Raw genomic sequence first — 13,023 nt, forward strand, 5'->3', positions numbered from 1 at the left:
GGATGGCACCCCTACCTTGTGCCGGATACCTGTCGGAGCACGCAAAGGAGCGTCGATGAGACGGCGTAGGTTGTTCGAAACTATCGGGGGTGCGATCGCGGCTGTCGCCGTGGTGGCCGTCCCCATCGCGGCGGGTCTGGGCGCCAACGCCGCGCCCGCCCCCGTGGTCGTCTCGTCCGTCGACTTCGAGGACGGCACCACCGGCACCTGGTTCCAGAGCGGCGGGCCGACGCTCGGCGTCGTCGCCGACGGCGCCGGCAAGGTGCTGAGCGTCTCCAACCGCACCAACTCGTGGGACACCCTGCAGTCGCCCACCGGCCTGTTCGAGGCCGGCACGCAGTACACGCTGTCCGCGCGCGTGAAGCTCGCGGCCGGCACCACCGGCACGGCCCAGGCGCACTTCACGGTCGCCGACGGCACGTACGCCTGGGTCGGCACGACGAACGTCGACGAGTCCGGATGGGCCACGGTGTCCGGCACGTACACGCTGCCGGGTACGGCCACCGCGTCCACGACGGGCGTCTCGTTCGAGGTCGGCGCGATCGGCGGCGTGCTGCCGAGCTTCCTGCTCGACGACGTCCTCATCACCAAGCCCGCGGCAGCACCGGTGACCCCGACGGTCGACACCGTCTCCGCCGTGGACTTCGAGGACGGCACCAACGGCTCCTGGTCGCAGAGCGGCTCGCCGACCCTCGCGATCGTGGCCGACGGCGGCAGCCAGGTCCTGTCGGTCAGCGGCCGGGCGAACTCGTGGGACACGATCCAGTCCCCGACGGGCATCTTCGAGGCGGGCAAGGAGTACACGCTCTCGATGCGCGTGAAGCTCGCCGCCGGCACCACCGGGTCGACGCAGGCGCACTTCACGGTCGCCGACGGCTCGTACACGTGGGTCGGCGCGACGACGGTCGACGCGAACGGCTGGACCACGGTCACGGGCACGTACACGCTGCTCGGCACGGCCACCGCGGCCACCACGAAGGTCTCGATCGAGGCGGACGCCATCGGCGGCGTGCTCCCGAGCTTCCTCGTCGACGACATCCTCGTCACGACCGCGGGCGGCAGCACGACGACCCCGGTCGACCCGACCTTCGTGCCCGGCGGCGCGATCAACCCGACGACCACGCCGGTCACCACCGCGGCGGGCACGGGCGACCGTTCCGCGCTCACGTTCGACGACGGCCCGAACGGTGCGACGACCGTCGCGCTGCTCGACTTCCTCAAGTCGAAGAACCTGCACGCGACGTTCTGCGTCATCGGCCAGAACGTCACGGCGCCCGGTGGCGCCGCGGTGCTGCAGCGGATCGTGGCCGACGGCCACACCCTGTGCAACCACTCGACGGACTACTCCGACATGGGCTCGCTCACGTCGGCGCAGGCCACGCAGAAGATGAAGGACAACCTCGCGATCATCCGGACGGCCCTCGGCAACCCGAACCAGCAGGTGCCGTTCTTCCGTGCCCCGAACGGCTCGTGGGGCTCGCACCTCGCGGCCGACGCGGTCGCGCTCGGCATGCAGCCGCTCGGGGTCACGAACACCATCAACGACTGGGACGCCGCGACGCAGGCGGACGTCGAGCTCCTCAAGTCCAACCTGCGCACCTCGATGAAGAACGGCCAGATCGTGCTCATGCACGACGGTGGCGGCGACCGCACGAACACCGTCGCGGCGGCCCAGGCCGTCATCCAGGAGCGCCTCGACCTCGGCTGGACGTTCACGCTGCCGTCGGTGACGGTCGCCCCCACGCAGGCGCCCGGCGACACCGCCCTCAGCACGGACTTCGAGAGCGGCATGGACGGCTGGTACGTCCGTGACACCGGCAGCGGCAGCCCGACGGCCGCGATCACCACGACGGACAAGCACGGCGGCGCGCAGTCGGCGCTCGTCAGCAACCGGTCGTCGCAGGGCCAGGGCCTCGCGCACGACACCGCGGGCGTGCTCGTCGGCGGCAACCGGTACGACCTGTCGGCGTGGATCAAGTTCGCCGCCGACCAGACGCCCGGCGAGGTCGTCTTCAGCGTCAAGGCCGGCAACCAGTACCTCAACCTGCTCGCGTTCGCCGACATGTCGAACTCGCAGTGGGTCCACGTGACGGGCAAGTTCGTCGCACCCGCAGGGGCCGAGCAGCTCTACTTCGAGACGAGGTGGGCGAACGGCGCGGCCGGCAACATCTCGCCGTTCATGTTCGACGACATCACGCTCACGGTCGTGGCGCCGCTCGGCATCGAGACGAACCTCGTCCCGATCAAGAGCACCACCGACTTCGCCGTCGGTGCCGCGGTCTCCAGCCCGGACAAGCCGTACTCCGACCTCGTGGTCAAGCACTTCGACCAGGTCACGCCGGAGAACACGATGAAGCCGGAGTCCTGGTACACCGGCGACGCGGCGCACACGTTCGTCACGACGAACGCGGGGGCGGACGCCCTCATGACGTTCGCCCGCGACAACGGGACGAAGGTCTACGGGCACGTGCTCGTGTGGCACGGCCAGACGCCGGACTGGTTCTTCCAGCACGCGGACGGCAGTTGGCTCACGAGCAGCCCGGCCGACCAGCAGGTCCTCAAGGACCGGATGCGCACGCACATCGACAACGTCGCGAAGTACCTGAGCGACAAGTTCGGCAAGTTCGGCAGCGCCACCAACCCGCTGTACGCGTTCGACGTGGTCAACGAGACCGTGTCCGACACGAGCGGCGGCACGCCGGACGGGCTGCGCAACAGCCACTGGCACGACGTGCTCGGTGAGCAGTTCATCGACCTGGCGTTCCAGTACGCGAACGAGTCGTTCAACGGCACGTACGCCGCGGCGGGCCAGGCCCACCCGGTGACGCTGTTCATCAACGACTACAACTCGGAGCTGCCCGGCAAGCAGAAGCGGTACCACGACCTCATCGAGCGGCTCCTCGCTCGTGACGTGCCGCTCGACGGCGTGGGCCACCAGCTCCACGTCAGCATGTCGCTGCCGGTCGCGACCCTCGGCGACACGCTCGACGCGTTCGCCGACCTGCCCCTCAAGCAGGCCGTCACCGAGCTCGACGTCACCACCGGCACGCCGGTGACCGAGGCCAAGCTCGTCGACCAGGGCTACTACTACAAGGCGGCGTTCGACGCTTTCCGCTCGTTCCACGCGGCCACGGGGAAGCTCTTCTCGGCCACCGTGTGGGGCCTCACGGACAACCTGAGCTGGCGCAACACTTCCGGGGCGCCGCTCCTGTTCGACGAGGAGCTCAAGGCCAAGCCGGCGTTCTACGGCGTCGTCGACGGCACGCTCGCGGCCCCGCTGCGGACCGCGACCGTGTTCCAGGGTGACGTCGCGGTGCAGGCCGGCGCGACGGACGCGCTCACGTGGAAGCAGCTCCCGCTGCACGTCATCGAGGGCGGCACGGCGTTCCAGCTGCGCTGGGCGGCCGACCACCTGACGGCGTACGTCACGGTCGACGACGGCACGCACAACGCGTCGGACGCCGTGACGCTGACGCTCGACGGCACCGCCTACACCGTGAAGCGCGACGGCAGCGGGGACCTCCCCGCCGCCGTCTCGGACACGGGCACCGGGTACGCGCTCGTCGTGCACCTGCCGCTCGCCGGCGCGACGGAGGGCGACACGCCGTCGTTCGACGTCGCGGTCACGGACGGCTCGACCACGACCGGCTGGAACAAGCTCGGGGCGATGGGCACGCTGTCCCTCGTCGAGCCGCTGTCCTACCTGGAGGCGGTCGAGGCCGCCGCGGTCCCGACGATCGACGGCGACGAGGACGCCGCGTGGGCGGCCGCCCACTCGGTGACCACGTCGAAGGTGAGCGCCGTGTCTCCGAACCCGACGGGTGCGACGGCCGACGTCCGGACGCTGTGGAAGGGCGACACGCTGTACGTCTACGCCACGGTCACCGACCCGCTGATCAACGTGCAGGCCGCCGACGGCTCGCCGTGGCTCGCGGACTCGCTGGAGATCTTCGTCGACCCCGGCAACGCGAAGAACGACTCGTACCGGTACGACGACACCCAGATCCGCATCACCGCGAACAACAAGGTGTCGGTCGGCACGGGCGACGAGGGCTACCAGAAGGCCAACGTCGTGTCCGCGACTCGTCTGACCTCGACGGGCTACGTCGTGGAGGCCGCGATCGGCCTGCACGACAACGGCGGCCTCGGGACGTTCCACGGTCTGGACTTCCAGGTCAACGACGCCACGGGCGACGGCGTCCGGACGTCCGTCCGCGGCTGGGCCGAGCCCACGGGCTCGGGGTACCAGACGACGGAGCGCTGGGGCGTCGGCCGGCTGGTCGCCGCGGCCGGCACGGATCCGGGCACCGACCCCGGCACCGACCCGGGCACGGACCCCGGCACGGACCCGGGCACGACCCCGACGCCCGGCGCCTCCGGGTCGCCGACGCCGTCGCCGTCGCCGTCCGCGACGGGCACGAACGGCGTGACGCTGACCCTCAAGGGCGGGATCACGTCGGTCAAGGCCGGCGGCAAGGTGACGCTCACCGCGACCCACCTGCAGCCGAACGAGCCGGTCGAGGTCTGGATCCACTCGACGCCGGTCCTGCTGGCCCGGGGTGTCGCCTCCTCGACGGGCACGTACACCGTGACGGTGACGATCCCGAAGACCCTGCCCGCGGGTCAGCACACCATCGAGGTGCGCGGCCTGTGGTCGGGCAGCTCGGTGTCGGTGCCGATCACCGTGACGGGTGCGAGCGGCACGCTCGCCGCCACGGGTGCGCAGGTCGCAGGGGTCATCTCCCTGGCGATCGGCCTGCTCGGGTCGGGGGTCGCACTCGTGCTCTACCGCCGCCGCGGGTTCGCTCGCCCGGGGGGTGAGCTGCGGAGCTGACGCTGTGACGACGGTGTGGGCCGTCGTCACGAGATGACCGGTACCCCGCCGGTCGGCCTGGTGGGCCGCGAGGGGCTCGGGGAGCGGTGCACGCCGCTCCCCGGGCCCCTCGGTCGTCCCCGGCTGCCACCGACTACGGTGACGCTCGTGACCTCCACCCCGGCCCCCGTCCCGTCCGCCGCGCCGAGTCCGGGGGTTGCCGCCGAGTCCGTGGGCTCCAGCCCCCGGCCTCGCGGGGAAGCCACGGTCTCGACGCGGTCCGGGCTCGACCCGCAGTGGGTCGCCGGGGTCGTCGCGACCGCGCTCGACGAGGACCTCGGGGCCGCGCCCGGGCGGGACGTCACCACCCAGGCGACGATCCCGCCGGAGGCGCAGGGCACCGCGGCGCTGGTCGCGCGGGCGCCGGGCGTCGTCGCGGGGCTCGTCGTGGTCCCGGAGGTGCTCCGGCAGGTCGCAGACCGCCTCGGCCTGCCGGCCGCGACCAACGACCAGCTCGTCGAGGACGGCACCGCGGTCGCGGCGGGCGACGTGCTCGCCGAGCTGTCCGGCCCGGTCCAGGTGCTGCTCGTCGCGGAGCGCACGCTGCTGAACCTCGCGTCGCGCGCGTCCGGCGTCGCGACGCACACCCGCCGCTGGGCCGACGCGCTCGCCGGCACGGGCGCGCTCGTGCTGGACACGCGCAAGACGACCCCCGGCCTGCGCGCCCTGGAGAAGTACGCCGTGCGCTGCGGGGGCGGCACGAACAAGCGGATGGGCCTGTACGACGTCGCGATGGTCAAGGACAACCACGTCGTCGCCGCCGGCTCGGTCGCCGCCGCGGTGCGGGCGGTGCAGACCCGGTTCCCCGACGTCGCGATCCAGGTCGAGGCCGACACGCTCGACCAGGCGCTCGAGGCCGTCGCGGCCGGCGCGCGCTTCCTGCTGCTCGACAACATGCCCACCGCGGTGCTGGCCGACGTGGTCGCGGCGGTCCGCGCGGGCGAGGCGACCACCGGTCGCGTCGAGCTCGAGGCGACCGGCAACCTCACGCTCGACCGGGCGCGCGAGGTCGCGTCGACGGGCGTGGACTACCTCTCCGTCGGCGGGCTCACGCACTCGTCGCCGATCCTCGACCTGGCCCTGGACCTGAGCGCGTCCTGACGCCCGGACGGTCGCCCGACGGTCGGCTCGACGGTCGCCCCGGCGGTCGGTCCGACGGGGGAGGGGCGCCCGGTCGCCCCGGTAGAATCGCCCGGTGAGCGAGACGCCTGACGCCCCCGTGACAGCCCCGGACCTCGTCGACGGCACGGTCGACGACGAGACCCCCGAGCAGATCCGGGTCCGGCAGGAGAAGCGCACCCGCATGCTCGCCGAGGGCGTCGAGGCGTACCCGGTGGGCGTGCCGCGCACGCACACGATCGCCGAGGTCCGCGCGGCGCACCCCGACCTCGAGGCAGGCACCGAGACGGACGACGAGGTCGGCGTCGCCGGTCGTGTCGTCTTCCTGCGCAACACCGGCAAGCTCTGCTTCGCGACGCTGCAGGACGGCGAGGGCAACCGTCTGCAGGCGATGCTCAGCCTCGCGGAGGTCGGCGAGGAGCGGCTCGCCGCGTTCAAGGCCGACATCGACCTCGGCGACCACCTGTTCGTGCACGGCCGCGTCATCTCGTCGCGCCGCGGCGAGCTGTCCGTGTTCGCCGACGCGTGGCAGCTCGCCGCCAAGGCGATCCGCCCGCTGCCGAACCTCTACGAGGGCACGGTGCTGTCCGAGGAGGCGCGCGTCCGGCAGCGCTACGTCGACCTGATCATGCGGCCCGCCGCCCGGGACATGGTCCGCCAGCGCGCGGGCGTCGTCCGGTCGCTGCGCGACAACTTCCACCGCCGCGGCTACCTCGAGGTCGAGACGCCGATGCTGCAGACGCAGCCCGGCGGCGCGGCCGCCCGGCCGTTCGTCACGCACATGAACGCGTTCGACATCGACCTGTACATGCGCATCGCGCCCGAGCTGTTCCTCAAGCGGGCCGTGGTCGGCGGCATCGAGCGGGTCTTCGAGATCAACCGGAACTTCCGCAACGAGGGGGCCGACAGCACGCACTCGCCCGAGTTCGCGATGCTCGAGGCGTACGAGGCCTACGGCGACTACGACACCATGGCCGAGCTCACCAAGGACCTCGTGCAGACGGCCGCCAAGGAGGTGCTCGGCGGCACGCTCGTGACGCTCCCGGACGGCACCGAGTACGACCTGGGCGGCGACTGGGCGCAGCTCAACATGTACGACTCGCTGTCGGAGTCGCTGGGCACCGAGATCACCGCCGAGACGAGCCTCGCCGAGCTGAGCGCGATCGCGGCGAAGCTCGATGTCGAGGTCGACCCGAAGAAGGCCAGCCACGGCAAGCTCGTCGAGCAGCTGTGGGAGCACCGGGTCGGTGACGCGTTGTCCGCGCCGACATTCGTGCGTGATTTCCCGGTCGAGACGAGCCCGTTGACGCGCGGTCACCGCAGCAAGCCCGGACTCGTGGAGAAGTGGGACCTGTACGTGCGCGGCTTCGAGCTCGCGACGGCCTATTCCGAGCTGGTCGACCCGGTGATCCAGCGTGAGCGCTTCGAGGCGCAGGCACGGCTCGCCGCGGCCGGCGACGACGAGGCGATGCGCGTCGATGAGGATTTTCTCACCGCCGTGGAGTACGCCATGCCGCCGGCCGGTGGCATGGGTATGGGGATCGACCGTCTGCTCATGGCGCTCACGGGCTACGGCATCCGCGAGACGATCCTTTTCCCGCTCGTCAAGCCGCAGGCCTGAGGAGAACGGCATGGACACGCTGCTCACGGCGCTGGCCGCGATCATCCCGTCGGTCGGTGTCGGCTTCCTGTTCTGGCTCGCGATCCGCGCGCTCGTGAATGCGGACCGCACCGAGCGGCAGGCTTTGGCGAGAATGGATGCCGCGGAACGCGCGGCAGAAGCCGCCGGGAAGAATGGCGAATCTCCGTCGAGCGTTTGACGGTGCATTAGCCCGGATGCGATGCTGCACGAGTCCCGCATTTCGCACATCGCATACCCCGGAGCGAACAATGGCGCAGAAGACTGTCGTGACCCTGGTCGACGACATCGACGGCGGAACTGCCGACGAGACCGTCACGTTCGGGATCGACGGCGTCACCTACGAGATCGACCTGACCACGGCGCACGCCGCCGAGCTGCGCGACGCGCTCGCGTCGTGGGTCGGTCACGCGCGCAAGGTCGGGGGCCGCTCGTCGTCCGCACGGTCGGGTGCCACCACCCGCAACCGTCGCGCCGCGAGCGGCGACGCGCAGGCCGTCCGTGAGTGGGCCAAGGCCAACGGTCACCACGTCTCGGAGCGTGGTCGCATCTCGGCCGAGGTGAAGGCCGCGTACGACGCAGCGCACTGAGCACAGCCTCACAGACTGAGCGCACCCACCGGGTCCCCCCGCCCGCGGTCGCGCAGCTCGAGAGCCCGGCACCCTGGAACGGTCAGGGTGCCGGGCTCTCGTCATGTCCGCGGACCGGGGTGTGCCGGCCCGCGGACCAGGAGGGCGCCGGTCGCGAGGGGGGCGGACCGGCGCCCGCCCGTCAGGCGGGCCGGACGGCCGTGAGGTCCCGCACGGCCGCGTACTGCTCGCGCACGCGCGCGACGGGCTCACCCGTGTACGTCTCGGCGGTCGCCGCGGAGCTCCACGCGGGCGGCTGGGCGGCGCCGGACAGCACCCACGCGGCCTGGCGGGCGGCACCGTCGGCGACGTACTCGCCGGGCGTCGGGACGAGCACGTCGAGCCCGAGCACCGACGGGGCGATCCGCCGCACGGCCTCGGACTGCGCGCCGCCGCCGATGAGGAACAGCCGCTCGACCGTGACGCCCTGGGCGCGCAGCGCGTCGATGCCGTCGGCCAGCCCGCACAGCATGCCCTCGACGGCGGCCCGGGCCAGGTGCGCGGGCGTCGTGTTGCCGAGCCGCACGCCGTGCAGCGCACCGGTGGCGTCCGGCTTGTTGGGGGTGCGCTCGCCCTCGAGGTAGGGGACGAGCACGAGGCCGTCGGCGCCCGCCGGGGCGGACAGGGCCAGCGCGGACAGGCCCGCGTGGTCGGTGCCGAGCAGGCGCGCGGCTGCGTCGAGCACGCGCGACGCGTTGAGCGTGCAGGCCAGCGGAAGGAACGCGCCGCTCGCGTCGGCGAACCCGGTGACCATGCCGGTCCCGTCGGCGGTCACGGTCGGCGCGACGGCCGAGACGACACCGGACGTGCCGATCGACACCGCGACGTCGCCGGGGCCGAGGCCCAGCGCGAGCGCAGCGGCGGCGTTGTCGCCGGCACCGGGGCCGAGCACGGGCGCGAGCGCGCCGACGGCCGACTTCGGGCCGGCCTCGGACGGGCCGAGCACGACGGGCAGCGCGGCCGAGTGGCCGAGTGCGAGCTCCAGCAGGTCGTGGCGGTACTCGCCCGTGGCGGGCGACCAGTAGCCCGTGCCCGACGCGTCGGAGCGGTCGGTGACGAGCGCGTCGAGGCCCGTCGAGCCCGAGCCCGGACCGTGCCCGGCGAGCCGCCACGTCAGCCAGTCGTGGGGGAGGGCGACCGCGGCGACACGGGCGGCGTTCTCGGGCTCGGCGTCGCGCAGCCAGCGGAGCTTGGTGATGGTGAGGGACGCGACGAGGACCGAGCCGACGGCGTCGGCCCACGCCTGCGGGCCGCCGAGCTCGTCGATGAGCTGCAGGGCTGCGGAGGCCGAGCGGGTGTCGTTCCAGAGCAGCGCGTCGCGGACGACCTCGCCGTCCTTGTCGAGCGCCACCATGCCGTGCTGCTGGCCGCCGACGGAGATCGCCTCGACGTCGTCGAGCCCGCCCGCGTCGGCGATGGCGGTCTGGAGCGCGTCCCACCAGTGGCGGGGGTCGACGGACGTGCCGTCGGGGTGCGAGGCGCGGCCGCTGCGCACGAGCGCGCCGGTGTCGGCGTCGCGGACGACGACCTTGCAGGACTGCGTGGAGGAGTCCACGCCGGCGACGAGAGCCATGGGTTTCCTTCGGGACTGACGGGTCGTGACGGCGTCGTCGCGACGATCGGGGGAGGGGCGGCCGGGGGAAAGGGGACCGGCCGGGCCCGTTGCGGAGACGGACCCGGCCGGCGGGGAGTCGGAACGGCTGAGGGTCAGCGGGCTCCGAGCGCGTGCTCGATCGCGAGCTGGTTCAGCCGGACGAAGCCGAAGCCGCGCGCGGCGACCGCGTCGACGTCGAGGTCCTCGTAGGCCGACCGGTCGGCGAGCAGGTCCGCGAGGGTCTCACCCTCGGCGAGCGTCGGCTGCGAGAGCTCGAGCACGCCGGCCTCCTCGAGAGCCGCCTGGACCTCGGGGTCGGCACGGAACGCCTGCGCACGCTCCTTGAGCAGGATGTACGTGGCCATGTTCGCGGCGGCCGAGTCCCAGACACCCTGGAAGTCCTCGGTGCGCGACGGCTTGTAGTCGAAGTGCACCGGGCCCTCGTAGCGGGGGCCGCCACCCGGGAAGCCGTTCTCGAGCAGGTCGACCGTGGCGAACGCCGAGAACAGGTCGCCGTGGCCGAACACGAGGTCCTGGTCGTACTTGATCGACTTCTGGCCGTTGAGGTCGATGTGGAACAGCTTGCCGGCCCACAGCGCCTCGGCGATGCCCTGCGTGTAGTTCAGGCCGGCCATCTGCTCGTGCCCGACCTCGGGGTTGAGGCCGACGATGTCGCCGTGCTCGAGCTTCGCGATGAGGGCGAGCGCGTGGCCGATCGTCGGGAGCAGGATGTCGCCGCGGGGCTCGTTCGGCTTGGGCTCGATGGCGATGCGCAGCCCGTAGCCCTTCTCCTTGATGTACGACGCGACGGTGTCGATGCCCTCGGCGTAGCGGTCGTGCGCGGCGTTGAGGTCCTTGGCCGAGTCGTACTCGGCGCCCTCGCGGCCGCCCCACATGACGAACGTGTCGGCGCCGAGCTCGGCGGCGAGGTCGACGTTGCGGACGACCTTGCGCAGGCCGTAGCGGCGCACCCGGCGGTCGTTCGAGGTGAACGCGCCGTCCTTGAAGATCGGGTGGCTGAACGTGTTGGTGGTGACCATCTCGACCGTGATGCCGGTCTCGGCGAGGGCGCCCTTGAACCGGTCGAGGATGCGGTCGCGCTCCGCGGCGTCCGAGCCGAACGGCACGACGTCGTCGTCGTGGAACGTGACGTGGGAAGCGCCGAGCTCGGCGAGCTTGTGGACCGACTCGACCGGGTCGAGCCAGGGGCGGGTCGCGGAACCGAACTGGTCCTGCGCGTTCCATCCCACGGTCCACAGGCCGAAGGAGAACTTGTCGTCACGGGTGGGCTTGCGGACCATCGTCGAACCTCTCAGCGTCGAGATTTGTTGTATGGATGAACTTATCCCCGAATCCCGCTAGGGTCAAGCCATGAGGTCGACGCCGGCGCGGCAGGGGAGCCTGCGCGAGCACAACCTGGGCATCGTCCTGCGCGAGGTCCTCGAGGCCGCCGCGACGGGCGCCCCTCCACCGTCGCGCGCCGACGTCGCGTCCGCGACCGGGCTCGCGCGCGCCACCGTCTCGGCGCTCGTCGACCGCCTCGTCGCGTCCGGCCTGGTCGCCGAGCTCGAGCCCGTGCCGACCCTGCGCGCGGGGCGTCCCGCCGTGCCGCTCGCCGCGCCGTCCGGCACGCTGGCCGCCGTCGGCGCCGAGGTCAACGTCGACTACCTGGGTGTCCGCATCGTCGACCTCGCGCGGTCCGTGCTCGTCGAGCGGGTCGTGCACGGCGACCACCGCGGCAGCGACCCGGCCACCGTCCTCGCAGAGCTCGGCGCGCTCGTCGACGACGCCGTCGGCGCCCTACCCGGCCACGGCGCCGACGTGCCGGACGCCCGGCCGGTGCGCCTCGCGGGTGCGTCGCTCGCGCTCCCCGGCCTCGTCGACCGCACCGCCGGGACGCTCCTGCTCGCCCCGAACCTGGGGTGGCGCGAGGTCGACGTCGCCGGCCTGCTCGCCCGCTCGTCGTCCGTGCTGCGCGAGCACCCGCCGCTGCTCGCCAACGAGGCCGACCTGGCCGCCCGTGCGGAGGCGGACCTGCGCCGCGCCGACGGCCCGCCGAGCTTCGTCTACGTCTCCGGCGAGATCGGCATCGGTGGCGCGATCGTGCTCGACGGGCAGATCTTCGGCGGACGGCACGGCTGGGCCGGCGAGCTCGGGCACACGCTCGTGGCCGACGGCCGCACGCTCGAGCAGGTCGCCGGCCAGGACGCGATGCTGCGCGCGGCGGGCCTCGACCGGCAGGCGGGCGTGGAGCCGTTGCTGCGCGCCGCCCGGGCGGGCGAGCCCGACGCGCTGGCGGCGCTGGTCGCCGCGGCCACCGCGCTCGGTGCCGCGCTCGCGAACGTCGTCAACGTCGTCGACGTCGGGCACGTCGTGCTCGGCGGCACCTACGCCCGCCTCGCGGAGCACCTGCGCGCACCCGTGCTCACCGCGCTCTCCGCCCGGGTGCTCGCCGCCCCGTGGGTCCAGCCGACCGTCGACGTGGCGCGCGGCGGGGACGTCGCGGCGATGACCGGGGGAGCGCTCGCGGTGCTCGGGCAGGTCGTCGCGGACCCGTCGTCGTGGCTCGTGGAGCCCGAGACCGTCGCGGTGCGGTGACCGCGGAGCCGTCGGCGAATGATCCGCGTCATGCGCGGCCGGTTCGGTGGAGGCTCCGGGCCCGCCACACGACGTCCAGCGCCGGGTCGCCGACCGCGCTCGCCTCGACGCGTTCGACCGTGAAGCCCTCGCGCTCGTAGAACGCCGCGGCGCGCACGTTCGCCGCGACGTGCTCGACGCACAGCCGGCGGGCGTCTGCCGGCAGGTCCCGCTCGATGGCATCGACGAGGTGCGGGCCGAGCCCCAGACCGCGGTCCCGGGGGTCGACGTACAGCTTGTAGAGGACGTGGTCGATGCCGTCGTGCCCGCGCTGGGCGACCCCCGCGAGCCGATCGCCCGCCAGTGCGACGACGACCAGGCCGCGCGACACGGCGCGGCCGACGTACGCCGTGCTCCACCACCGCGCGACCTGGGTATCGGCATGCTCCGGCCCGATCAGCGGCTCGTAGTGCGCGCGGACGTGCGTCTCACCGAACCGGCAGATCGCCTCGACGTCGTCCTCGCGGGCGGCCCGCACGAGCCACCCGGGACCTGGCGTGACCTCCCGCGCGTCGGCCCGTGGCTCGTCCAT

General features: G+C 72.8%; 9 protein-coding genes. 6 read left to right on the plus strand and 3 right to left on the minus strand.

Features of this window, described 5'->3' with window-relative positions; genetic code table 11:
• Positions 1–55: 55 nt before the first annotated feature.
• The 5 genes from J7523_RS00070 to J7523_RS00090 all read left to right on the plus strand — a co-directional run bounded on the left by J7523_RS00070 (position 56) and on the right by J7523_RS00090 (position 8,221).
• Complete coding sequence (locus J7523_RS00070) at positions 56–4,834, plus strand: endo-1,4-beta-xylanase (protein ID WP_291880989.1); 4,779 nt, start codon at positions 56–58, stop codon at positions 4,832–4,834.
• Between the two features lie 210 nt (positions 4,835–5,044).
• Positions 5,045–5,974, plus strand: coding sequence for a carboxylating nicotinate-nucleotide diphosphorylase (nadC, locus tag J7523_RS00075; protein WP_291881640.1), 930 nt, complete (start codon positions 5,045–5,047; stop codon positions 5,972–5,974).
• A gap of 118 nt (positions 5,975–6,092) precedes the next feature.
• Entirely contained in the window at positions 6,093–7,613 is a 1,521-nt protein-coding gene (gene lysS / locus J7523_RS00080) for a lysine--tRNA ligase (protein WP_291881642.1), read from the plus strand.
• A 10-nt stretch (positions 7,614–7,623) separates the two neighbouring features.
• Positions 7,624–7,812: a hypothetical protein gene (locus J7523_RS00085; RefSeq protein ID WP_291880991.1), complete on the plus strand. Its 189-nt coding sequence runs from the start codon at positions 7,624–7,626 to the stop codon at positions 7,810–7,812.
• A 70-nt stretch (positions 7,813–7,882) separates the two neighbouring features.
• Entirely contained in the window at positions 7,883–8,221 is a 339-nt protein-coding gene (locus J7523_RS00090; RefSeq protein WP_291880993.1) for an Lsr2 family protein, read from the plus strand.
• 181 nt (positions 8,222–8,402) lie between these two features.
• Here J7523_RS00090 and xylB read toward each other — a convergent pair whose 3' ends face one another.
• Both xylB and xylA read right to left on the minus strand, forming a co-directional pair.
• Positions 8,403–9,833, minus strand: a complete 1,431-nt coding sequence (gene xylB, locus J7523_RS00095) for a xylulokinase (RefSeq protein WP_291880995.1) — start codon at positions 9,831–9,833, stop codon at positions 8,403–8,405.
• Between the two features lie 134 nt (positions 9,834–9,967).
• Positions 9,968–11,155: a xylose isomerase gene (xylA, locus tag J7523_RS00100; protein ID WP_291880997.1), complete on the minus strand. Its 1,188-nt coding sequence runs from the start codon at positions 11,153–11,155 to the stop codon at positions 9,968–9,970.
• Positions 11,156–11,225: 70 nt separating this feature from the next.
• Here xylA and J7523_RS00105 point away from each other — a divergent pair, with 70 nt between their 5' ends.
• Positions 11,226–12,452 carry an ROK family transcriptional regulator gene (locus J7523_RS00105; RefSeq protein WP_291880998.1) on the plus strand — a complete coding sequence of 409 codons (1,227 nt, stop codon included), beginning with the start codon at positions 11,226–11,228 and terminating at the stop codon, positions 12,450–12,452.
• A gap of 28 nt (positions 12,453–12,480) precedes the next feature.
• On the opposite strand, the gene J7523_RS00110 is transcribed toward J7523_RS00105, so the two are convergent.
• On the minus strand, positions 12,481–13,023 hold the full coding sequence (locus J7523_RS00110) for a GNAT family N-acetyltransferase (protein WP_291880999.1): 543 nt from the start codon (positions 13,021–13,023) through the stop codon (positions 12,481–12,483).

Source organism: Cellulomonas sp., assembly GCF_017744555.1.
In the GTDB taxonomy this organism is placed as follows: domain Bacteria; phylum Actinomycetota; class Actinomycetes; order Actinomycetales; family Cellulomonadaceae; genus Cellulomonas.

Coding starts and splice junctions, on each gene's coding strand:
- xylB (WP_291880995.1), bottom strand. CDS start 9,833: ATGGCTCTCGTCGCCGGCGTGGACTCCTCCACGCAGTCCTGCAAGGTC.
- J7523_RS00085 (WP_291880991.1), top strand. CDS start 7,624: ATGGACACGCTGCTCACGGCGCTGGCCGCGATCATCCCGTCGGTCGGT.
- J7523_RS00070 (WP_291880989.1), top strand. CDS start 56: ATGAGACGGCGTAGGTTGTTCGAAACTATCGGGGGTGCGATCGCGGCT.
- J7523_RS00110 (WP_291880999.1), bottom strand. CDS start 13,023: ATGGACGAGCCACGGGCCGACGCGCGGGAGGTCACGCCAGGTCCCGGG.
- J7523_RS00090 (WP_291880993.1), top strand. CDS start 7,883: ATGGCGCAGAAGACTGTCGTGACCCTGGTCGACGACATCGACGGCGGA.
- J7523_RS00105 (WP_291880998.1), top strand. CDS start 11,226: ATGAGGTCGACGCCGGCGCGGCAGGGGAGCCTGCGCGAGCACAACCTG.
- xylA (WP_291880997.1), bottom strand. CDS start 11,155: ATGGTCCGCAAGCCCACCCGTGACGACAAGTTCTCCTTCGGCCTGTGG.